Origin of the sequence: Citrobacter sp. R56 (assembly GCF_016811995.1) — a bacterium.
Classification (GTDB): domain Bacteria; phylum Pseudomonadota; class Gammaproteobacteria; order Enterobacterales; family Enterobacteriaceae; genus Citrobacter_D; species Citrobacter_D enshiensis.
In genome coordinates this window covers 1,401,146-1,422,472 of record NZ_CP069159.1, presented here as the reverse complement: position 1 = coordinate 1,422,472, position 21,327 = coordinate 1,401,146, and the positions used below count along the sequence as shown (strand labels likewise).

Annotated in this window: 18 protein-coding genes, 6 tRNA genes and 1 other RNA gene; 15 read left to right on the top strand and 10 right to left on the bottom strand. The window is 51.4% G+C overall.

All coding sequences use genetic code 11. The features are described 5' to 3' along the window. Positions 1–151 precede the first annotated feature (151 nt). The gene (gene ypdK / locus JM656_RS06790; protein ID WP_010723117.1) at positions 152–223 is read left to right on the top strand and encodes a membrane protein YpdK; all 72 of its coding nucleotides are present in this window, start codon (positions 152–154) and stop codon (positions 221–223) included. A 52-nt stretch (positions 224–275) separates the two neighbouring features. Here the strand turns inward: ypdK and alaC are convergent, their stop codons facing one another. Next, positions 276–1,514 (bottom strand): alanine transaminase, encoded by a 1,239-nt coding sequence (alaC, locus tag JM656_RS06785; protein WP_203360520.1) that lies wholly within the window; start codon positions 1,512–1,514, stop codon positions 276–278. A gap of 390 nt (positions 1,515–1,904) precedes the next feature. On the opposite strand from alaC, the gene ypdA reads away from it, so the two are divergent. Further along, on the top strand, positions 1,905–3,602 hold the full coding sequence (gene ypdA, locus JM656_RS06780) for a two-component system sensor histidine kinase YpdA (protein ID WP_203360519.1): 1,698 nt from the start codon (positions 1,905–1,907) through the stop codon (positions 3,600–3,602). A gap of 14 nt (positions 3,603–3,616) precedes the next feature. Continuing rightward, positions 3,617–4,357, top strand: coding sequence for a two-component system response regulator YpdB (gene ypdB / locus JM656_RS06775; RefSeq protein ID WP_203360518.1), 741 nt, complete (start codon positions 3,617–3,619; stop codon positions 4,355–4,357). Positions 4,358–4,433: 76 nt separating this feature from the next. On the opposite strand, the gene glk is transcribed toward ypdB, so the two are convergent. After that, entirely contained in the window at positions 4,434–5,399 is a 966-nt protein-coding gene (glk, locus tag JM656_RS06770; protein ID WP_203360517.1) for a glucokinase, read from the bottom strand. Positions 5,400–5,603: 204 nt separating this feature from the next. Here glk and JM656_RS06765 point away from each other — a divergent pair, with 204 nt between their 5' ends. Beyond that, the gene (locus tag JM656_RS06765) at positions 5,604–6,839 is read left to right on the top strand and encodes an ion channel protein (RefSeq protein ID WP_203360516.1); all 1,236 of its coding nucleotides are present in this window, start codon (positions 5,604–5,606) and stop codon (positions 6,837–6,839) included. On the opposite strand, the gene JM656_RS06760 is transcribed toward JM656_RS06765, so the two are convergent. After that, the gene (locus tag JM656_RS06760; RefSeq protein ID WP_203360515.1) at positions 6,840–8,495 is read right to left on the bottom strand and encodes an alpha-keto acid decarboxylase family protein; all 1,656 of its coding nucleotides are present in this window, start codon (positions 8,493–8,495) and stop codon (positions 6,840–6,842) included. A 185-nt stretch (positions 8,496–8,680) separates the two neighbouring features. Here JM656_RS06760 and mgrA point away from each other — a divergent pair, with 185 nt between their 5' ends. Together mgrA and ypeC are read left to right on the top strand one after the other, a co-directional pair. Further along, positions 8,681–9,679 carry an L-glyceraldehyde 3-phosphate reductase gene (mgrA, locus tag JM656_RS06755; RefSeq protein ID WP_203360514.1) on the top strand — a complete coding sequence of 333 codons (999 nt, stop codon included), beginning with the start codon at positions 8,681–8,683 and terminating at the stop codon, positions 9,677–9,679. A gap of 127 nt (positions 9,680–9,806) precedes the next feature. Next, positions 9,807–10,145, top strand: coding sequence for a DUF2502 domain-containing protein YpeC (gene ypeC, locus JM656_RS06750; RefSeq protein WP_203360513.1), 339 nt, complete (start codon positions 9,807–9,809; stop codon positions 10,143–10,145). Between the two features lie 91 nt (positions 10,146–10,236). Here the strand turns inward: ypeC and JM656_RS06745 are convergent, their stop codons facing one another. Beyond that, on the bottom strand, positions 10,237–11,475 hold the full coding sequence (locus JM656_RS06745; protein WP_203360512.1) for an Nramp family divalent metal transporter: 1,239 nt from the start codon (positions 11,473–11,475) through the stop codon (positions 10,237–10,239). A gap of 343 nt (positions 11,476–11,818) precedes the next feature. Here JM656_RS06745 and nupC point away from each other — a divergent pair, with 343 nt between their 5' ends. Beyond that, positions 11,819–13,006, top strand: a complete 1,188-nt coding sequence (gene nupC / locus JM656_RS06740; RefSeq protein WP_203360511.1) for a nucleoside permease NupC — start codon at positions 11,819–11,821, stop codon at positions 13,004–13,006. A 45-nt stretch (positions 13,007–13,051) separates the two neighbouring features. On the opposite strand, the gene JM656_RS06735 is transcribed toward nupC, so the two are convergent. The 3 genes from JM656_RS06735 to JM656_RS06725 all read right to left on the bottom strand — a co-directional run bounded on the left by JM656_RS06735 (position 13,052) and on the right by JM656_RS06725 (position 15,646). After that, the gene (locus tag JM656_RS06735) at positions 13,052–15,250 is read right to left on the bottom strand and encodes an EAL domain-containing protein (RefSeq protein ID WP_203360510.1); all 2,199 of its coding nucleotides are present in this window, start codon (positions 15,248–15,250) and stop codon (positions 13,052–13,054) included. A 206-nt stretch (positions 15,251–15,456) separates the two neighbouring features. After that, a tRNA-Ala gene (locus tag JM656_RS06730) sits at positions 15,457–15,532 on the bottom strand. Positions 15,533–15,570: 38 nt separating this feature from the next. After that, positions 15,571–15,646 (bottom strand) — tRNA-Ala (locus JM656_RS06725). Between the two features lie 220 nt (positions 15,647–15,866). On the opposite strand from JM656_RS06725, the gene JM656_RS06720 reads away from it, so the two are divergent. Both JM656_RS06720 and JM656_RS06715 read left to right on the top strand, forming a co-directional pair. Continuing rightward, positions 15,867–16,229 (top strand): YfeC-like transcriptional regulator, encoded by a 363-nt coding sequence (locus JM656_RS06720; protein WP_203360509.1) that lies wholly within the window; start codon positions 15,867–15,869, stop codon positions 16,227–16,229. Position 16,230: 1 nt separating this feature from the next. Further along, a complete protein-coding gene (locus JM656_RS06715) occupies positions 16,231–16,623 on the top strand; it encodes a YfeC-like transcriptional regulator (protein WP_203360508.1) in 393 nt (130 codons plus the stop codon). A 56-nt stretch (positions 16,624–16,679) separates the two neighbouring features. Here JM656_RS06715 and gltX read toward each other — a convergent pair whose 3' ends face one another. Beyond that, the gene (gene gltX, locus JM656_RS06710) at positions 16,680–18,095 is read right to left on the bottom strand and encodes a glutamate--tRNA ligase (RefSeq protein WP_192612973.1); all 1,416 of its coding nucleotides are present in this window, start codon (positions 18,093–18,095) and stop codon (positions 16,680–16,682) included. A gap of 258 nt (positions 18,096–18,353) precedes the next feature. On the opposite strand from gltX, the gene JM656_RS06705 reads away from it, so the two are divergent. The 5 genes from JM656_RS06705 (at position 18,354) to JM656_RS06685 (ending at position 18,906) form a co-directional block, all read left to right on the top strand. After that, a tRNA-Val gene (locus tag JM656_RS06705) sits at positions 18,354–18,429 on the top strand. A gap of 44 nt (positions 18,430–18,473) precedes the next feature. After that, positions 18,474–18,549 (top strand) — tRNA-Val (locus JM656_RS06700). A 45-nt stretch (positions 18,550–18,594) separates the two neighbouring features. Beyond that, positions 18,595–18,670: transfer RNA gene (locus JM656_RS06695), tRNA-Val, on the top strand. A gap of 4 nt (positions 18,671–18,674) precedes the next feature. Next, positions 18,675–18,750, top strand: a tRNA-Lys gene (locus JM656_RS06690). Between the two features lie 29 nt (positions 18,751–18,779). Continuing rightward, a non-coding RNA gene (locus JM656_RS06685) (RtT sRNA) lies at positions 18,780–18,906 on the top strand. Between the two features lie 190 nt (positions 18,907–19,096). On the opposite strand, the gene JM656_RS06680 is transcribed toward JM656_RS06685, so the two are convergent. Further along, positions 19,097–20,023 carry a LysR family transcriptional regulator gene (locus JM656_RS06680; RefSeq protein ID WP_203360507.1) on the bottom strand — a complete coding sequence of 309 codons (927 nt, stop codon included), beginning with the start codon at positions 20,021–20,023 and terminating at the stop codon, positions 19,097–19,099. An 89-nt stretch (positions 20,024–20,112) separates the two neighbouring features. On the opposite strand from JM656_RS06680, the gene JM656_RS06675 reads away from it, so the two are divergent. Then, on the top strand, positions 20,113–21,111 hold the full coding sequence (locus tag JM656_RS06675; protein WP_203360506.1) for a bile acid:sodium symporter family protein: 999 nt from the start codon (positions 20,113–20,115) through the stop codon (positions 21,109–21,111). Here the strand turns inward: JM656_RS06675 and JM656_RS06670 are convergent. Then, positions 21,108–21,326 carry a DUF3820 family protein gene (locus JM656_RS06670; RefSeq protein WP_203360505.1) on the bottom strand — a complete coding sequence of 73 codons (219 nt, stop codon included), beginning with the start codon at positions 21,324–21,326 and terminating at the stop codon, positions 21,108–21,110. The genes JM656_RS06675 and JM656_RS06670 overlap by 4 nt on opposite strands. Position 21,327 lies beyond the last annotated feature (1 nt).

The following is a 21,327-nucleotide window of genomic DNA, read 5'->3' as shown; positions in this document are numbered from 1 at the left end:
CGTCTGGAGCAATGAAGCACAGAATTCTGAGGTGATGCCGCAGACGAAACGGGGAACATTCTCAGTTTCATTCGGTCTGGCACCAGCTCTCTATAATCAGGTGAGTTTAAGTTCATTTAGGCGTACATGAAGTTACGCGGAGAGATGAAACGTGAAATATTTCTTTATGGGCATTTCATTTATGGTCATCGTTTGGGCCGGTACTTTTGCCCTGATGATCTAAAAACAAAAATGCAGCAAAAAAACAGGAGCCCATTGGCTCCTGTTTTGCTTTTCTACTCTTCGCTTTCCGGCGTGGATTTCGCACTCGTTGGCAATACGCCATCAGCACGGAACATGGCTTTGATGCCTCTGATTGCCTGACGAATACGATCGCGGTTTTCAATCAGCGCAAAACGCACATGAGTATCCCCGTAATCACCAAAACCAATTCCCGGCGAAACACAGACTTTGGCGTCTTTCAGCAACTTTCTGGCAAATTCCAGCGAGCCCATTGCGGCATACTGCTCAGGAATTTTGGCCCACACGTACATGGATGCTTTCGGCATCTCAACCATCCAACCCGCTTCATGTAACCCTTTCACCAACACATCGCGGCGACGCTTATACTGCTCAGCAATATCGCGCACGCACTGCTGGTCGCCCTCCAGTGCCGCAATCGCAGCGACCTGTAACGGCGTAAACGTACCGTAGTCGTGATAGCTCTTAATGCGCGCCAGCGCGCTGACCAGCGTAGCGTTTCCGACCATAAAGCCAATGCGCCAGCCTGCCATATTGTAGCTTTTCGAGAGGGTAAAAAATTCAACGGCCACATCACGCGCCCCTGGCACCTGCATGATCGACGGCGCTTTCCAGCCGTCATAAACAATATCGGCATAGGCCAGGTCGTGGACCACCAGCACATCATAGCGTTTTGCCAGCGCGACCACTTTCTCGAAAAACGAGAGTTCAACGCACTGTGCGGTTGGGTTAGAGGGGAATCCGAGGATCATCATCTTCGGTTTCGGATAGCTTTCACGAATAGCACGCTCCAGCTCAGTAAAGAAATCAATACCTTCTACCAACGGTACAGAACGTACCTGTGCTCCGGCAATGACGGCGCCATAAATATGAATGGGATAGCTTGGATTCGGCACCAGTACCGTGTCGCCATGATCGAGCGTCGCCAGCATCAGGTGCGCCAGCCCCTCTTTCGAACCAATGGTCACAATGGCTTCCGTTTCCGGATCAATCTCCACATCGTAGCGTTCCTGATACCAGCGGGAAATCGCCCGACGTAAACGCGGGATGCCTCGGGAGGTCGAATAACCGTGCGTATCCGGGCGCTGGGCCACGGTGCACAGTTTTTCGACGATATGAGGTGGCGTGGCGCCATCCGGGTTCCCCATGCTGAAGTCGATAATATCTTCGCCGCGCCGACGCGCAGCCATTTTCAATTCAGCAGTAATGTTGAAAACATAGGGAGGGAGACGATCAATACGCGTGAAGCGACGTTCTGGACGAGAGTCAGCCATAATATCCTCAAATTAACGTGAGCGCCCGGACCGTCCGAGCGACGCTGCCACAAAGGTGGCACGCTTAGAAAATAGCCTGAAAAAAAACCGTCTGTCGAGGGAAAAACGAAAATAATGTTGGCCATTAAAAAGAGGAACAATGAACAACAAAACCTGAATATCAAAAACACCTTTAACGACAAACCACCATCATTTAATTAACATATTGACATCAATGTAATTACACAAAAAATTCGCACCACCGGGTGATCTACTGTCAATTAACTGGATGAATATCAATCCCCTTTTAATATTATGGTTTTTCCTCATTAGAGAGGACTTCCCGGTACGCTGGTCAAGCGGGCTCAGGTTACCTATCATAGGGGTTTAATCCTTTCGCAAGAGTCACCCGTGCACGAAATATTCAACATGCTGCTGGCGGTATTCGATCGGGCAGCGCTGATGCTGTTCTGTCTTTTTTTCCTCATTCGTATCCGTCTGTTCCGCGAACTGTTGCACAAGTCAGCACACTCCCCAAAAGAGCTGCTCGCCGTCACCGCCATCTTTTCCATGTTTGCGCTGTTCAGCACCTGGTCCGGCGTTCCCGTGGAAGGTTCACTGGTCAATGTGCGCATTATCGCCGTCATGTCAGGCGGAATTCTGTTTGGCCCGTGGGTAGGTATCATTACGGGGGTGATCGCAGGTATCCATCGCTATCTCATTGATATCGGAGGCGTCACCGCCATACCGTGTTTTATCACCAGCATTCTGGCAGGCTGCATTGCAGGATGGATTAATCGCAAGATCCCCAAAGCGCAGCACTGGCGGGCGGGTATTTTAGGCGGTGTGTTATGTGAAACGCTGACCATGATCCTGGTGATTGTGTGGGCGCCAACCACCGAACTGGGTCTGGATATTGTCTCGAAGATCGGTATCCCCATGATTCTCGGCAGCGTGTGCATCGGCTTTATTGTGCTGTTGGTACAAAGCGTTGAAGGGGAAAAGGAAGCCAGTGCTGCGCGACAAGCCAAGCTGGCTCTGGATATTGCCAATAAAACACTGCCGCTGTTTCGGCATGTTAACAGCGAGTCATTACGCCAGGTCTGTGAAATCATTCGCCATGATATTCACGCCGATGCGGTCGCCATCACCAATACGCAGCATGTGCTTGCCTATGTCGGTGTCGGGGAAATGAATTATCGCGAGAACGATGATTTTGTCAGTCCTACCACTCAGCAAGCGATAAATCACGGCGAAATCATTATAAAAAACAATGATGAGGCACATCGGACGCCAGAGATACACTCCATGCTGGTGATCCCATTGTGGGAGAAAGGCATCGTCACCGGTACGCTTAAAATTTATTACTGTCACGCTCACCAGATCACCTCCTCACTGCAGGAGATGGCGGTTGGCCTGTCGCAAATCATCTCGACGCAACTGGAAGTCTCCCGCGCTGAACAATTACGTGAAATGGCAAATAAGGCAGAACTGCGGGCATTACAGAGCAAAATAAATCCTCATTTCCTGTTTAATGCGCTGAACGCGATTTCATCCTCAATCCGCTTAAACCCGGACACCGCGCGTCAGCTCATTTTTAATTTATCGCGCTACCTGCGCTATAACATTGAATTGAAAGATGATGAGCAGATCGATATCAAGAAAGAGCTGTATCAAATTAAAGATTACATTGCTATTGAGCAGGCCCGCTTTGGCGACAAGTTGACGGTTATTTATGATATCGATGAAGAGGTGAGCTGCTATATTCCCAGCCTGCTTATTCAACCGCTGGTCGAGAACGCTATTGTCCACGGCATTCAGCCTTGCAAAGGGAAAGGCGTGGTCACCATCAGCGTCGCCGAATGCGGTAATCGCGTACGGATTGCCGTCAGAGATACCGGTCACGGAATTGACCCTAAAGTGATCGAACGGGTGGAATCCAATGAAATGCCGGGAAATAAAATTGGTCTGCTCAATGTCCACCACCGCGTTAAGCTGTTATATGGTGAAGGGCTGCATATCCGTCGCCTGGAGCCCGGTACAGAGATTGCGTTCTATGTGCCTAATCAGCACTCCCCTGCCGCCGCGCCGGCAACGTTATTGCTTTAATTCGGAGATGTGTTGTGAAAGTCATCATTGTTGAAGATGAGTTCCTTGCCCAGCAAGAGTTAAGCTGGCTGATAAAAGAACACAGCCAGATGGAGATTGTCGGTACGTTTGACGATGGTCTGGATGTTCTGAAGTTTCTTCAGCATAACCGCGTCGATGCCATCTTCCTGGATATTAATATTCCGTCGCTGGATGGTGTTCTGTTGGCGCAAAACATCAGTCAGTTCGCCCATAAACCGTTTATCGTGTTTATCACTGCGTGGAAGGAGCATGCGGTGGAAGCGTTCGAGCTGGAAGCATTTGACTACATTCTGAAACCTTATCAGGAGTCACGTATTGTTGGCATGCTGCAAAAACTGGAATCAGCCTGGCAACAACAGCAACTGCCGCCCGGGACAGCGCCCGCTAGCCTCGTAACGCGTGAGAATGACACCATCAACTTAGTGAAAGATGAGCGAATTATCGTCACGCCGATCAACGATATTTATTACGCTGAAGCCCATGAAAAGATGACCTTTGTTTATACGCGACGGGAATCGTATGTCATGCCGATGAATATCACCGAATTTTGCAGCAAACTTCCGGCGTCGCATTTCTTCCGCTGCCACCGCTCATTTTGCGTGAATCTGAATAAAATTCGCGAGATTGAGCCCTGGTTTAATAACACCTACATTTTGCGGCTCAAAGATCTGGAATTTGAAGTTCCGGTCAGTCGAAGTAAAGTGAAAGAGTTCAGGCAGTTAATGCATTTGTAGTACGGGAACAAGCGCGTATTCCGCTCAGTTTGCCGTGTTTACCGGATGGCGTCGAAAACACCATCCGGTACTCCGGTTACAGAATATGCCCCAGCGTCTGGCGCAGATGCGCGCCGGAGCCAAGTAAACCGGGGTTGTCATGGACGATCAGATAGACAGGAATGTCCTGAACATAGGCTTTAAAACGGCCTTTATCTTCAAATCCGCCACGGAAACCCGACGCTTTGAAGAACTCCAGGAAGCGCGGCACGATACCGCCCGCAATATAGACGCCACCAAAGGTTCCCAGCGTTAACGCCAGATTACCGCCGAAGCGCCCCATAATGACGCAAAACAACGACAGCGCACGACGACAGTCGATGCAGGTATCCGCCAGCGCACGCTCAGTGACATCCTTCGGTTGTAAATTCTCGGGCAGACGCCCGTCTGATTTCACAATGGCACGATACAAGTTCACAAGCCCCGGGCCTGACAGCACGCGCTCAGCCGAAACGTGACCAATTTCGGCACGCAGTTCTTCCAGAATGATGCCCTCTTCTTCGCTGTTCGGTGCGAAGTCAACGTGCCCCCCCTCGCCCGGCAGACTGACCCAACGCTTAGCCACATGCACCAAATGCGCCACGCCTAAGCCGGTTCCCGCGCCATACACCGCGATGGGCTTACCTTCAACAGGTTCCGCACCACCGAACTGAATCAAGTGCTCTTTTTTCAGCATCGGGATTGCCATCGACACGGCGGTGAAATCATTGATAATTTCCAGATGGCTGAACCCCAAATTCTTTTTCATTTCCGCAATAGAAAATGCCCAGCTATGGTTGGTCATTGCCACCCAATCACCGGTGATCGGACAGGCAATGGCGATACATCCGTCTTCCACACTGGCGCTATGCTCGTCCAGATAGACACGCACAACGGCCTCCAGGCTCGGGTAATCAAGCCCCGAATAGGTTTTCGCCTGCGAAATTTCTCCGCTGGCGATATCGCACAGAGCAAGTCGCGCGTTGGTGCCGCCGACATCACCTACTAAGGCATACTTTGTCATTCTTCTACTGCTCCGCTAAAGTCAAAATGATTCTTTGCCACACTGTAGATTCACGAGGACATAACAACAACGCCTGGAAAGCGGGCGCCCTGAAAATATAGATCTGGGTCACAGAATTACTTTATCGTTTCAGCACCATTTGCAGCGATGACAGCCAGCAGGTTGTGCAAACTATGGCTTATACCCGTGTACAAGGAATGAATCATGCTCCATCCGCGAGCCAGAACCATGCTGTTATTATCAGTTCCCGCGCTGGTTATCGGGATCGTATCCAGTCTGATATTAATCGCTGTAATGAAAGTCGCGAACGTTTTACAGCAGATACTGTGGGAACGTCTGCCTGCCAGTCTCGGCGTGGCTCACGACTCATCACTATGGATTGTCGGTATTCTGACGCTGACCGGGATTATGGTCGGGCTCGTGATCCGCTTCAGTCCTGGCCATGCTGGGCCCGATCCCGCGACAGAGCCTTTGATTAGCGCACCGGTAAACCCAGGCGCACTTCCCGGTTTACTGATGGCGCTGATCCTCGGTCTGGCTGGCGGCGTCAGCCTTGGCCCGGAACATCCCATTATGGCCGTGAATATCGCGTTAGCCGTTGCCCTCGGCGCTCGCCTGTTCCCCCGAATTGGCGCCCTCGACTGGACCATTCTGGCGTCTGCCGGCACTATCGGGGCGTTGTTTGGCACTCCGGTTGCCGCCGCGCTGATATTTTCACAAACGCTGAACGGCACCAACGATATCCCCTTATGGGATCGCCTGTTTGCTCCCATGATGGCTGCCGCCGCGGGCTCACTCACGACCAGCCTGTTTTTTCACCCCCATTTTTCTTTACCCATTGCCCACTATGCGCAGATGCAACTGGTGGATATCCTCAGCGGTGCGATCGTGGCGGCCATTGCGATAGCGACAGGGATGGTGGCGGTCTGGTGTTTGCCGCGTTTGCACCGCCTGATACATCGGCTGAAAAACCCGGTACTGATGCTGGGCGTTGGCGGCTTTATCCTGGGGATTCTGGGGGTGATCGGTGGACCGTTGACCTTATTTAAAGGTCTGGACGAAATGCAGCAACTGGCCTTTAGCCAGACTCTGGGTACCTCTGACTTTTTTATGCTCGCAGTGATAAAACTGGCGGCACTGGTTGTTGCAGCCGCCAGCGGTTTTCGCGGTGGACGGATATTTCCCGCGGTGTTTGTGGGCGTGGCGTTAGGTCTGATGCTGCACGCTCACGTGGAGGCAGTTCCGGCGGCAATCACCGTATCCTGCGCAATTCTTGGATTGGTACTGGTGGTCACGCGTGACGGGTGGCTGAGCTTGTTTATGGCAGCAGTCGTCGTTCCTAACGCCACCCTGCTGCCATTGCTGTGTATCGTGATGCTCCCGGCGTGGCTACTGCTGGCAGGGAAACCGATGATGATCGCCCATCGTCACGATGAATAACTAAGCCCCATTATGCGCCTCCAGCGAGCGGGTGAGCGTCCTTAACAGATCCGGTAAATCGGCTTTCGGCAACACGACTTCGATCAGCGAAAGCCGCTGCGGATATTTCAGACGTTCAAGCACCTCGTCCAGTTGAACGGCCTGCGTCACCCGCCAGCATTCAGCCTGGCCTTCCGCATTCAACGCATGCGGCACCTGAGTCCAGTTCCAGTTCGCAATATCGTTGTAACGCTGATTCTCCCCGTGAATGGCGCGTTCCACGGTGTACCCGTCATTGTTGAGCACTAAAACGATCGGCGCCTGTCCATTTCGCATCATTGACCCCAGCTCCTGGATGGTCAGTTGCGCCGCGCCATCTCCGGTTATCAGGATCACCCGACGGTCTGGCGCGGCTGTTTGCGCGCCAAATGCAGCAGGCAACGAGTAGCCAATCGATCCCCAAAGCGGCTGCACCAGCACGTCCACTCCGGCGGGGAGCGAGAGCGAGGCTGCGCCAAACGCGGCGGTGCCCTGATCGGCAAGCACAATATCCCCGGGAACCAGATACTTCTGCAGCGTATGCCAGAAATTTTCCTGCGTTAGCGGTCCCTTTTCGATCTGCGTACGCGCAACAGGAGGGCGAGCAGGAGGAGGTGAAAAAGACAACTCCAGACATAATTCTCGTAATGTGGTGACGGCTTGTTCCATAGAAATGCCGCTGAACCAGGTATTGCCCACTCGCGAGGCATGAGGCTGGACGTCAATCGTGCGTTCCTGCGGGAGCTGCTGACTGAAACCGGCGGTCAGCGTGTCAATAAATCGGGTGCCGACACAAAGGGTCATATCGACATCCTCTATCGCCTGACGCACATATTCACTGCTGGCGCTGGCGCTGTAGGTGCCGACGAAATGCGGATGCTGCTCATCAAACAGCCCTTTTCCCATCAATAAGGTGGCATGCGCCATGGGCGTCTCCGCCATCCAGCGTTGAAGCACCGGCTGCAAGCCAAAACGCAATGCCAGAAAATCGGCCAACAATGCGACCCGTGGGCTGTTCATCAACCGCTGGCGGGCATGATAGCGAAACGCCGCCACAACGCTGTTGTCTGGCTCTGACGGCGTTACCGTGAGCGCATTTGCGAACGGAGTCGCAGGCGATCTTGCCACGTCTGCGGGAAGCATCAGATAACCGGGTCGACGTTCAGTCAGCATTTCACGCAGTACGCGGTCAATTTCATGGCAGGCGTTTTGTTCATCCAGTATGGCGCTGGCAACCGTTACCGACTGGCTCATACGGTAAAAGTGCTGAAAATCGCCATCGCCAAGGGTGTGGTGCATCAGCTCCCTCTTTCGCTGTGCGCTTTGGCAAGGCGCCCCCACAATATGCAAGACGGGAACAAACTCTGCATAGCTTCCCGCAATACCGTTGATGGCGCTTAATTCACCGACGCCAAATGTTGTCAGTAACGCCCCTGCCCCTACTACTCTGGCGTAACCATCGGCAGCATAGGCGGCGTTCAGTTCGTTTGCACACCCGACCCAACGTACCTCGGGGTGCTCAATAACATGGTCGAGAAACTGCAAATTATAATCGCCCGGTACACCAAAAAGATTGTTGATACCGCAACCTGCCAGTCTGTCCAGCAGATAATCCGCTATTGAGTAGAGGGTTTTCATGACAGCTATCCTTCTGACGGTAACCTCACTGTTGAGTATTAAAGAACTGTGATGGCTGTCCAGAAACGCCACGGCGATTGGGGGTGGAAAGCAAAATTTACAGTTTTCGCAGCGCAATCTCATTGAATCAGGTTCAGTGTAAACGTATACACTTAAACGATGACGTCACTGACAGGGGGAATAAAATGGCATATCAGGCTGATGAAAATCGTTATCAGACAATGGAATACCGCCGTTGCGGTCAAAGCGGATTAAAGCTCCCCGCGATTTCACTGGGGCTATGGCACAATTTTGGTGACACCACCCAGCTAGAGAACAGTCGCTCGCTCCTGCAGCGAGCCTTTGACCTGGGTATCACCCATTTTGATCTCGCCAACAACTACGGTCCGCCTCCCGGCTCCGCAGAGCGCAACTTTGGGCGTATTCTCCAGGAAGATTTTTTACCCTGGCGCGACGAGCTCATTATTTCCACCAAAGCGGGTTACACCATGTGGGAGGGACCTTACGGTGACTGGGGCTCACGCAAATATTTGATCTCCAGCCTTGATCAAAGCCTGAAACGCATGGGGCTTGAGTATGTCGATATTTTTTACCACCACCGTCCCGATCCCGAAACACCGCTCACAGAGACAATGAAGGCCCTGGATCATATCGTGCGTCAGGGTAAAGCGCTGTATGTGGGACTTTCAAATTATCCGGCAGACCTTGCCCGGCAAGCTATTGAGATCCTCGACGATCTGGGAACGCCTTGTCTGATCCACCAACCCAAATACTCGATGTTCGAACGCTGGGTGGAAGACAGTCTTTTAGCGTTGCTACAGGAGAAAGGGGTCGGGAGTATCGCGTTCTCACCTCTGGCAGGGGGGCAGTTAACTGACCGCTATCTCAATGGTATTCCTGCTGATTCCCGTGCGGCCAGCACCAGCCGTTTCCTGAATCCTGAGCAGATCACCACAGAAAAACTGGATAAAGTCCGCCAGTTGAATGCGCTGGCCGCGCGACGGGGACAGAAACTTTCGCAAATGGCCTTAGCCTGGGTGCTACGCAATGATAACGTGACTTCTGTACTGATTGGCGCCAGTAAATGTGCGCAAATTGAGGATGCGATTGGAATGCTGGCAAACCGCCACTTCTCCGCCGGGGAATGTGCAGAGATTGACGCCATTCTGAATAGTACAAAATAAATACAGTTTTAACAAAAAGTGCTCTCCTACGAGATTTAAGAGTTAAGGCGATGAAACGGGGCTTTACTGCCTCGTAATATTACGTTAACAGGCCGGTTACGGCTTCGATCGTGGAAGGAGAGAAAGTATGTTCAGGTCACTGATTCTGGCAGCAGCTTTACTGGCTTTTGCACCGCTGGCCGTTAACGCTGGCGAAATCACCCTGTTGCCATCAATAAAATTACAAATTGGCGATCGCGACAATTACGGTAACTACTGGGACGGCGGATACTGGCGTGACCGCGATTATTGGCACCATAATTACGAATGGCGCCAGAATCGCTGGTGGCGACATGATAATGGTTATCACCGTGGTTGGGATAAGCGCAAAGCTTACGAACGCGGATACCGTGAAGGCTGGAACGATCGCGATGATCATCGGGGTCATGGCCGTGGTCACGGTCACGGTAAAAAACATCACCATTAAAAAAAGAGCCTTCGGGCTCTTTTTTATTACGCTCTGTTTATGACTGAATGTTTTCTCGCTGCGACGCTCACGGCGCGCCCGATGGTGATTATTACATTCCCAGAGCCGTACCAACCAGCAGCCAGATGTTCAGCGCGACAACCAGTATGACAATCAACCATCCCAGATATTTTACCCACAAGGTGTTGACCAAATCGCCCATCAGGGAACGGTCGCTGGTGAACATCAGTAAAGGCACCAGCGCCAGCGCAATACCAAAACTGAGCAATACCTGGCTCATCACCAGAATACGCGTCGGGTCAAGCCCCATCAGAATCACAATAAACGACGGCATCATCGTGACCGTACGGCGTACCCAAAGCGGAATATGAAAACGAATAAACCCTTGCATCACGACCTGCCCTGCCAGGGTTCCCACCACGGTGGAGGAGAGCCCCGCAGCCACCAGACTCAAGCCGAAAACGGTGGCGGCGGCATGGCTGAGCAGCGGCTCCAGCGTTAAATAGGCTTGATCAAGATCGGCAATACCGGTGTGGCCACTAAAGTGAAATGCCGCGGCGGCTGTCGCCATCATCGCCAGGTTCACAAACCCCGCGATTGTCATCGCGATCGCCACATCCCATTTGGTTGCCGAATAGCGCTGCTGGCGCGAACCACCGTGCAAGTGCTGAGTTAACGAAGAGTGCAGATAAATAACGTGCGGCATGATCGTCGCCCCCAGAACCCCGGCCGCCAGAAAGACCGCTTCAGAGTTGGGTAAACTCGGGATAATCACCCCTTTGCTCAGTTGCGCCAGGTTCGGCTGGGAGAAAATCAGCTCCACAATGTAAGCCGCCGCCACAAAGAGCAGTAATCCGCCAATGACTTTCTCGAGCGGTTTCTGCCCACGGCGTTGCAGCATCAGAATCAAAAACGTGGCAATACCGGTCAGTACCGCCCCCTGCAATAACGAGATGCCAAGAATAAGTTTAAAGCCGATGGCTGCACCGATAAACTCCGCCAGATCGGTCGCCATGGCGATAATTTCGGCCTGAACCCAGTAGAACCAGACCACAGGACGCGGGTAGTGGTCGCGAATCTGTTCCGCGAGATTTTTACTGGTCGCAATACCGAGTTTGGCCGACAGCACCTGGATCAACATCGCCATCAGGTTGGCCCAGATGACCACCCACAGCAATTGATACCCAAAGCTGGCCCCGGCCTGAATGTTGGTCGCAAAGTTACCGGGATCGATATATCCGATAGCCGCGATGAACGCAGGTCCCATTAATGCGAGCCTCAACTTGCGCGCTGCCCGTCCACTGCTACTCTCAACGCGATCGTCTGTCATCTTGTGCCTCAGAAACATAGCCTTTGCTATGTTTCATGTTATGTTTATTGAGAATGCTTATCAAGTGCATCGAAGCAAGTAGAATTGATTTCTCTGATAGGGTTGAACGATGGATCGTTGAAGTCTTGGGATAGGGTTGTATATTGTTTAATAATTGTTATTAGATTAGCACAATGACATAACTTTTCACTTCCATACTCAGCATAGCGGAAGTGTATTGCAGATCACTAATTTTGAATCTCGTCACAGGTCCTTATTATAGTGTGTGTTTGATCTCGTTTTCTTTGGTGTTGTTACATAGAATGTGCACGGAAATTAAACCTGCCTCATATTTGGAGCAAATATGGACCGCGTCCTTCATTTTGTCCTGGCCCTCGCCGTCGTTGCAGTGCTCGCGCTGCTGGTAAGCCATGACCGTAAAAAAATTCGTATTCGTTACGTTATTCAGTTACTCGTCATTGAAGTCTTACTGGCGTGGTTCTTCCTGAACTCGAACGTCGGTCTGGGCTTTGTAAAAGGCTTCTCCGAGATGTTTGAAAAACTGCTCGGGTTCGCCAATGAAGGGACAAACTTCGTCTTCGGCAACATGAACGATAAAGGTCTGGCGTTCTTCTTCCTGAAAGTCCTTTGCCCTATCGTCTTTATTTCTGCGCTGATCGGTATTCTTCAGCATATTCGCGTCTTGCCGATCGTTATCCGTGCTATCGGTTTCCTTCTGTCCAAAGTCAACGGTATGGGCAAACTGGAATCCTTTAACGCCGTAAGCTCCCTGATTCTGGGCCAGTCCGAGAACTTTATCGCCTATAAAGATATTCTTGGCAAAATGTCGCGCAACCGCATGTACACCATGGCCGCCACGGCGATGTCCACGGTTTCCATGTCTATCGTCGGCGCTTACATGACCATGCTGGACCCGAAATATGTGGTTGCGGCGCTGGTTCTGAACATGTTCAGCACCTTTATCGTGCTGTCCCTGATCAACCCGTACCGTGTCGAAGCCAGCGAAGAAGATATTCAGATGTCCAACCTGCACGAAGGCCAAAGCTTCTTCGAAATGCTGGGTGAATACATTCTGGCTGGTTTTAAAGTAGCGATTATCGTTGCCGCCATGCTGATTGGTTTCATCGCTCTGATTGCCGCACTGAACGCACTGTTTGCTGCCGTACTGGGTATCTCCTTCCAGGGCATTCTGGGTTACATCTTCTATCCGATTGCCTGGGTAATGGGTGTTCCGGCGAACGAAGCGCTACAGGTGGGCAGTATTATGGCGACCAAGCTGGTTTCTAACGAGTTTGTTGCGATGATGGATCTGCAGAAAATCGCCTCTACGCTTTCTCCGCGCGCTGAAGGTATTCTGTCTGTCTTCCTCGTTTCCTTCGCTAACTTCTCTTCTATCGGTATCATCGCAGGCGCAATCAAAGGCCTGAATGAAGAGCAAGGCAACGTGGTTTCCCGTTTTGGTCTGAAGCTGGTGTATGGCTCTACGCTGGTCAGCGTACTGTCAGCGTCTATCGCTGCACTGGTTCTGTAATCTTAGAGATAACATTGAAAACCGGGGGGCTTCTCCCCGGTTTTTTTATGCCTGCAATTCTGCCAGCGGACTGGGTCGCCCAATCAGGTAACCCTGCAGATGGTTCACGCCAAGACTGAATAAAAGCGCCTGCTGTTCCGGGGTTTCGACAAACTCAGCCACCACGCTCAGAGACTTTGCTTTTGCCATATCGGTGATGGATTTGACGATCATGGCATCCAGGGAATCAGTCACAATGTCTTTCACGAAGACACCGTCGATCTTGATAATGTCGGCTTTCAGCCGTTTCAGGCGTTCATAATTGGCGTACCCGGTCCCAAAATCATCGATGGCTATCCTGAAACCGAATTTACGCAGATGTTCAATGTTCTGCACGCTGCTCTCTGAGTTAGAAAAAGCCTGTTCTTCCGTAATCTCAATGATCACGCTTTCCGGCGCTATCTGATAACGTTTGAACAGTTGAATAATGTGCAGCGAGATCTCTTTCTGCATCAACGTCAGCGGCATCAAATTGACGGAAAAACGCGCCCCCTTCTGCTGTGAAGGATGTGCAGAAAGCCATTTCAGCACTGCCTCCACCACCTGTAAGTCGAAGCGCGCACTGAGGTTAAACCGGGTAATTAAGGGGATAAACTGATCAGGCATCATCAGGCCGTCATCACTTCTCAGACGCGCCAGAATCTCATGGTAGCCTTTCCCTTGCGCGTCATAAATCGGTTGTGCATACAAAACCAAATCGTCGCTTTCCAGGGCGCTACGTATTTTTTGCAACAGCAATACCCGCTCGGTCGTCTGCCCCGATGCTGCCTCAAGACTGTTCGTCAGCGCCAGAACCTGCTGGTGCGTGCAGGATTGTTCCGCCAGCCAGCTCAGTTGCCCGAGCATAGGTTGTAATGTTTCTTGCCGACCATCGAACGTCCCCCATGAAGCACCATACTCCATATCCAGTCCGGTATTATTCCAGTGAATTTTTCGACTGTTGAGAAGGTTGACCATATGCTGCAATCTGGCTTCGGTCTCCGGCCCTGTCAGCACTAACAACAACTCGCTCCCCGGCAGTTGAAATACGCTCTCTTTTTCCATCAGCAGCGGTTGTATGGCGCGAAATATCGATTTCTTGCAATGAACGCGCATCAGCATGCCGTAATGACGGCTCAGAAACTCCAGATTTTCCATGCGCAGGCAACAGACACTCTGTCCGGACTCGTTACCGAGGAATTTCTCCAGCGCCCGAAGGTTGGGTAATTGAGTGAGCGGATCCGTTAGTGCTTGCAATTGCCAGCGCCGATTAAGCCATTCTCCACGCTGGTACATCCGCGCCATGTAAAGCATACAAATACTGAATGAGATCAGTACGGAGAGAATAAAAGCCAGCGAATAGGCTGATACCACGCCTTGCAGGAAATTTTTGTTGTACGTCAGTAACGCAAGCGCTGAAACAGCCCAACTGAGATTCAAAAATGGATAGCTGAACTTGCCAATACCAAGAGTAAAAATAATGAAGAATACAGGGACAAGGTAACCTGCAACATAGTCCGCATGATACGGCGTACACATCACCCCTAACAACGCCGACAGCACCATGAACCAACCCGTGATAAAGAGTCGATTCTTTTTGCAAATGCGGGAGACGACTTCCCTACGCCAAAATAAGCGCGCATAACGCGGATTCACCATCATCCGCATGGGGTAGTAGAAAAATAAAGTGAAAATCAGCGCGGCAGAAATCAAACTTAAAACGTCGACAACGGTGTAAATAACCGTCGCAGTACCAAAAAAGGTTGAAATCTCTACCGGGTAGTCCAGATAACGCCCTGCCAGGTGCATCATAACTTTGATCCCAACGGGAGCAATAAACCCCAGCCAGAACACCCTCACCCAGATATTTTTGTCAGGGAGTCGATAGCGCCAACGCGAGCCGATTTGCCAGCGCACCAGCGCGCACATCCCTAACACAAAAAAGAGCTGGCAAAACAGCAGAACCGCTGCCTGTGCAAACGGCAGGTGGAAGTTCCACTGATTGGTCAGCATCATGCCGAGAACGACTGGCGCAATCCCGTGTCTGCCAAAGAGAAACAGTACGGAATAAATAACGCACAGCGGTAGCCAGGCTAAGTAAATAGCGCTGGAATCAACAACGGCTAACGGGGAAATCAAGCGGGAAAATTGTATCGCAATAACGGAAAGCGCTAAAGCCAGAGTAAATTTTCTTATGTTTTTTAACATGTTATGCTTCACTGGCATTACGTTAATGCTCTCATAGAACGATAAAGTTGACGCATAAATGATAAGTTTATTCGCGGCACGAAGCAACCTGATACCCGCTTAACGCCAGGCTTTGCGAGCTATTGCATCGCGTAGAGGTACACCACGGAGGGTTAAACTGAATGAAATAGAAAGGAAAAGCGCAGATACAAAAAACCCCCGCTTTTCAGCGAGGGTTAGAATTTTGGTGGAGCTAAGCGGGATCGAACCGCTGACCTCTTGCATGCCATGCAAGCGCTCTCCCAGCTGAGCTATAGCCCCACGATGCCATTACGTACCAAATTCCTTGGGATAGAATTTGGTGGAGCTAAGCGGGATCGAACCGCTGACCTCTTGCATGCCATGCAAGCGCTCTCCCAGCTGAGCTATAGCCCCATTACGTAAAGCTTGTCGAGTTGACGGGCGGCATCATATGAATTCCCTTCGCACGTGTCAACGGCAAAATGACCCTGCAGAACTCAATCGCTGAAAAAGCATGCAAATGAAGATCATTGCGTAACAACTCGCATTCAGTAGTTAATCCCGTCACGGTTTCTACTAAAATGGTGCTATAAAATGAACCACTAATTAACCCCACATCTATTCAGGGAATCTTATGTTCAAGGAACGGATGACGCCAGAAGAACTCGCGAATCTGACCGGTTATAGCCGACAGACCATCAATAAATGGGTGCGCAAGGAAGGATGGGCGACATCACCAAAACCCGGAGTTCAGGGAGGCAAGGCACGTCTGGTTCATGTCAATGAACAGGTGCGTGAATATATCCGTAGTGCCGAACGTTCAACTGAAAGTATGGCGGAACCTTTTCCGCTGGCCGGTGATACTTCACTTGAAACTCTGCTCATCACACTCGCCAAGGAGATGACGCCTTCGGAACAGAAGAACTTTACGTCATTGCTCTTGCGGGAAGGAATTACCGGTTTGTTACAACGCTTAGGGATTCGCGATAGCAAATAATATGAAAAGATTACGCAGCAAAATGACTACGGAAGAGCTGGCGGAGTGCCTGAACGTGGCCAAACAAACTGTTAACCGTTGGATCAGAGAACAAAACTGGAAAACAGAAAAATTCCCCGGAGTTAAGGGTGGTCGGGCAAGACTCATTCATATTGATGCCAGTGTACGGGAGTTTATCCTCAATATTCCTGCCTTTCGTAAAACCCCTTCGTTTTATCAAATGGAAGAACCCCTCGCGGAATACGAACATTTTGCTCATAGTCATGCTTATCGACAGATTGTTGATGCGTTGGACAACATGTCCTCGACAGAACAAGAAAAACTTGCGCAGTTACTGTCACGTGAAGGTATTCGCGGCTTTCTCGCTCGCCTGAATATTGATGAATCTAAGTAATATCTCAAAAAAAACGGCAGGATACGCTCCTGCCGTTTTTTATTTACCCACCTGTCTTACTGCTGATTTTCACGTTCAGCAATAAACGCCAGTGCTTTGTTAATACGTTCGATGCTACGGGATTTCCCGATAGCATGAACGGTAACGTCCAGACCTGGGGACTGACCTGCGCCAGTGACGGCAACGCGCAGCGGCATCCCAACTTTACCCATACCGACTTCCAGCTCATCGGCAGTCGCCTGAATCGCGTGGTGAACATTTTCTGCAGTCCAGGTATCAATCGCGGCCAGTTTGTCACGCACCACTTCCAGCGGCTGACGCGCAACCGGACGCAAATGTTTTTTCGCTGCATCAGCATCAAACTCAGCGAAATCTTCGTAGAAGTAACGGCAGCTTTGCGCCATCTCTTTAAGGGTCTTACAACGTTCACCCAGCAATTTCACCAGTTCAGCCAGTTGCGGGCCAACGCGGGTGTCGATGTTTTCCTGCTCAATGTGCCATTGCAGGTGAGTCGCCACATATTCCGGCGCCAGAGAATTAATGTAGTGATGGTTCAGCCATTGCAGTTTTTCAGTATTGAACGCACTGGCTGACTTGCTCACCGCCCCCAGAGAAAAGAGTTTGATCATCTCTTCGCGGGTAAAGATCTCCTGGTCACCGCTGGACCAGCCCAGACGAACCAGATAGTTCAGCAACGCTTCCGGCAGATAACCGTCATCACGGTATTGCATCACGCTTACCGCGCCATGACGTTTGGAGAGCTTTTTACCGTCATCACCGTTGATCATGGACACATGTGCATAAACCGGCACCGGCGCATTCAGCGCTTTCAGGATGTTGATCTGACGCGGGGTGTTGTTGATATGGTCTTCACCACGGATAACGTGAGTGATCTCCATATCCCAGTCATCGACCACCACACAGAAGTTGTAGGTCGGAGAGCCATCAGTGCGGCGAATAATGAGATCGTCCAGCTCCTGGTTGCTGAATTCGATCGGGCCACGGATCTGATCGTCAAAAATAACGGAACCATCCTGCGGGTTGGCAAAACGCACCACGCAGGGTTCATCTTCCGCATGATGTTCATGACCATGACGGCAGCGGCCGTCGTAACGTGGCTTCTCGCCTTTCGCCATTTGTTCTTCACGCAACGCTTCCAGACGCTCTTTTGAGCAGTAGCATTTATATGCGGTTCCTGCTTCGAGCATTTCATCAATCACCGCGTTATAGCGATCAAAGCGTTTCGTCTGGTAGTACGGACCCTCGTCCCATTCCAGGCTCAGCCAGTTCATGCCATCCATAATGGCTTCAATAGCTTCCGGCGTGGAACGTTCGAGATCGGTGTCTTCAATACGCAGCACAAACTCACCGCCGTGATTACGTGCAAAAAGCCAGGAATAAAGAGCAGTACGCGCACCGCCGACATGCAGATATCCTGTCGGGCTTGGCGCGAAGCGAGTTTTAGTTTTCATGAAATGGCCTTACGTTTATAAAGATGCCGACAACCGGCAAATCCTGGAAAGATCAGTAGGCTGGTATTCTATCACTGTGGCCTGATTCCTCAATGTTGATCCGGTTGGAACATCACGCTTTGCCATTTTTGTTTATAAATCATGCGGCGCGGACCATTTTGCGATCGTTTTGTCTAATTTTACGACGAACGAACAAATTATTTAGAAAAGGCGTTGACTCATTTTCAACTCTCCCTATAATGCGACTCCACACAGCGGGGGTGATTAGCTCAGCTGGGAGAGCACCTCCCTTACAAGGAGGGGGTCGGCGGTTCGATCCCGTCATCACCCACCAACTACTTTATGTAGTCTCCGCCGTGTAGCAAGAAATTGAGAAGTGGGTGATTAGCTCAGCTGGGAGAGCACCTCCCTTACAAGGAGGGGGTCGGCGGTTCGATCCCGTCATCACCCACCACTTTCTCGCCAGCTGGATTTCTTGCAAAATGTGAAGTACCGAAGTGGGTGATTAGCTCAGCTGGGAGAGCACCTCCCTTACAAGGAGGGGGTCGGCGGTTCGATCCCGTCATCACCCACCACTTCGGGGCGTTAGCTCAGTTGGTAGAGCAGTTGACTTTTAATCAATTGGTCGCAGGTTCGAATCCTGCACGCCCCACCAATGTAAAAAGGCGCCCTAAAGGCGCCTTTTTGCTATCTGCGATTTGTACGATTCGAACCTGCAGCAGGTTCGGTGTTGAGCGCAGCGAAACAACGGAGTCGCTTGCGACGACGGCCCGAAGGGCGAGCGAAGCGAGTCATCCTGCACGCCCCACCAATGTAAAAAGGCGCCCTAAAGGCGCCTTTTTGCTATCTGCGATTTAGAACCTTTGCCTTGCTTGTCTGATGGCGCTTCACTTATCAGACCTACGGCTACCTGCCCTGCCCCCCCCTATACTGCGTCAATGCCTTCCGCATAATAACAGCTGAAACCCTGGCATTCTGGTGGAAGGCGCTTATTGCACTATCTAGATCTGATACAGCGGGTCCTGCGCGCGGCCAGCGGTAAGCTCACTGGCCTGCATACGTACCACATCCCAGAGCGCCTGAGCGGCGGTCGAAAGAGACCTGTTTTTCCGCCGGGCCAGCATGAGTTGTCTTTCCACGACAGGCGTGAGTCGCTTCACCTGTAATTGATTCCCCTGTGGCAACGGTAATGCCAGCGCAGGCAATACACTGATACCAATGCCCGCCTCCACCATCGGAAACAGCGTCGCCGGGTGACCAATTTCCTGCACGATATTGGCATCAATCGAAAAATGCGACAATGCCGCGTCAATCAATGGTCGACTGCCTGAAGCATAATCCTGCAATACCAGCCGCTCATGCTCAAGATCCTGCCAGCTCACCCACTCTCGCCTGGCGAAGGGATGATTCTGATGGCAGAGCAGCAAAAACGGTTCAGACAACACGGTTTCACACTGCAAATCTGTCACGGCACCGGGATCGATCACAATGCCAAAATCGACGTCCCCCTGACGAATACTCTCCAGCACCCACTGCTGTGGACGGTCATGCAGAACAAAATCAATCGCAGGGTAAAGGTGATTACTTTGCGCAATACACTGCGGAATAAGATGCGCTGAGATGGTCTGGCTGGCCGCCACGCGTACCGTGCCGGTCAACTGTGTGCCCACCCTCCCCGCTTCACGCAGGGTGCTGTGCAGTTCATCCAACACCCGCTCCAGGCGTGTCGCCAGTTGCTGCCCGGCTTCCGTCAAAACGACTTCACGCGTTGTGCGATCCAACAGTTTGACGCCTGTCTGTCGCTCCAGCTCTTTAATACTGTGACTGACTGCCGACTGGCTCAGACCGATAATATCCCCCGCACGGCTAAAACTTTTAGCCTGTGCAACGGTGACAAAGATACGGAGTTGACGCAGAGAGTAATTCATTAATTCAGTTCATATATAGATGCAATAAATCAATTTTATTTCTCAAATAGAAAAACGCAAAATATCGGCATCAGATTCCTGGAGTATTTATGAAACTTTTTCGTATCCTTGATCCGTTTACCGTGACCCTTATCACCGTCGTATTGCTGGCCTCGTTTTTTCCGGCCGAAGGCAGCTTTGTTCCTTTCTTCGAAGGTTTAACCACGGCCGCCATTGCACTGCTGTTTTTTATGCACGGTGCCAAACTCTCTCGCGAAGCGATTATTGCTGGCGGTAGCCACTGGCGACTTCATCTGTGGGTGATGTGCAGTACCTTCGTTCTGTTCCCGATAATCGGCGTGTTATTTGCCTGGTGGGCGCCGGTTAAAGTCGACCCTATGCTCTATACCGGTTTTCTTTATCTTTGCATTCTTCCTGCTACCGTCCAGTCCGCCATCGCTTTCACCTCCCTGGCGGGCGGTAACGTCGCCGCCGCGGTCTGTTCCGCATCCGCATCCAGCCTGCTGGGCATTTTCCTCTCGCCACTTCTGGTGGGCCTGGTGATGAATATCCACGGCGCAGAAGGTAGCCTGGAGCAGGTCGGTAAAATCATGCTGCAACTGCTGCTACCGTTTGTGCTCGGGCATCTGTCACGCCCGTGGATTGGCAACTGGGTGGCGCGCAATAAAAAGTGGATTGGTAAAACCGACCAAACCTCGATCCTGTTGGTGGTGTATTCTGCCTTCAGTGAAGCGGTTGTGAACGGTATCTGGCACAAAGTGGGCTGGGGATCGCTGCTGTTTATCATGGTGGTCAGCATCGTGCTGTTGGCGATGGTTATTGCAATCAACATGTTTGTGGCCCGCAAATGCGGTTTCAACAAGGCTGATGAGATTACGATTGTTTTCTGTGGTTCGAAAAAGAGTCTCGCCAACGGCATCCCGATGGCTAACATTCTGTTCCCGACCTCAGTGATTGGGATGATGGTACTGCCGCTGATGATCTTCCATCAGATTCAACTAATGGTGTGCGCGGTGCTGGCGCGTCGCTACAAGCGCCAGACCGAGGCGTTACAGGCGCAGCAAGAAAACCGCGCCGCGAAAGCTTAGAGCGGGCGTTTCAGGGGCTGAACCAGCTGCGTCAGCCCCTCTGTTTTAATCAACAGCGTGACAGCCATCAGCTCGCCTAATTTTCCCGCCGGGAACTGATCCTTGCGGGCAAACCACAGCAAATACTCTTCCGGTACATCAATCAATCGACGCCCCTGGTACTTGCCGAACGGCATCACCGTATTGGCTATCTCGACCAACTGCTCTTTTTCCATC

Excerpts from the sequence above, each read along its gene's own strand:
- alaC (WP_203360520.1), bottom strand. The coding sequence starts at position 1,514 with ATGGCTGACTCTCGTCCAGAACGTCGCTTCACGCGTATTGATCGTCTC.
- glk (WP_203360517.1), bottom strand. The coding sequence starts at position 5,399 with ATGACAAAGTATGCCTTAGTAGGTGATGTCGGCGGCACCAACGCGCGA.
- JM656_RS06765 (WP_203360516.1), top strand. The coding sequence starts at position 5,604 with ATGCTCCATCCGCGAGCCAGAACCATGCTGTTATTATCAGTTCCCGCG.
- JM656_RS06760 (WP_203360515.1), bottom strand. The coding sequence starts at position 8,495 with ATGAAAACCCTCTACTCAATAGCGGATTATCTGCTGGACAGACTGGCA.
- mgrA (WP_203360514.1), top strand. The coding sequence starts at position 8,681 with ATGGCATATCAGGCTGATGAAAATCGTTATCAGACAATGGAATACCGC.
- ypeC (WP_203360513.1), top strand. The coding sequence starts at position 9,807 with ATGTTCAGGTCACTGATTCTGGCAGCAGCTTTACTGGCTTTTGCACCG.
- JM656_RS06745 (WP_203360512.1), bottom strand. The coding sequence starts at position 11,475 with ATGACAGACGATCGCGTTGAGAGTAGCAGTGGACGGGCAGCGCGCAAG.
- nupC (WP_203360511.1), top strand. The coding sequence starts at position 11,819 with ATGGACCGCGTCCTTCATTTTGTCCTGGCCCTCGCCGTCGTTGCAGTG.
- JM656_RS06735 (WP_203360510.1), bottom strand. The coding sequence starts at position 15,250 with ATGCCAGTGAAGCATAACATGTTAAAAAACATAAGAAAATTTACTCTG.
- JM656_RS06720 (WP_203360509.1), top strand. The coding sequence starts at position 15,867 with ATGTTCAAGGAACGGATGACGCCAGAAGAACTCGCGAATCTGACCGGT.
- JM656_RS06715 (WP_203360508.1), top strand. The coding sequence starts at position 16,231 with ATGAAAAGATTACGCAGCAAAATGACTACGGAAGAGCTGGCGGAGTGC.
- gltX (WP_192612973.1), bottom strand. The coding sequence starts at position 18,095 with ATGAAAACTAAAACTCGCTTCGCGCCAAGCCCGACAGGATATCTGCAT.
- JM656_RS06680 (WP_203360507.1), bottom strand. The coding sequence starts at position 20,023 with ATGAATTACTCTCTGCGTCAACTCCGTATCTTTGTCACCGTTGCACAG.
- JM656_RS06675 (WP_203360506.1), top strand. The coding sequence starts at position 20,113 with ATGAAACTTTTTCGTATCCTTGATCCGTTTACCGTGACCCTTATCACC.
- JM656_RS06670 (WP_203360505.1), bottom strand. The coding sequence starts at position 21,326 with ATGGAAAAAGAGCAGTTGGTCGAGATAGCCAATACGGTGATGCCGTTC.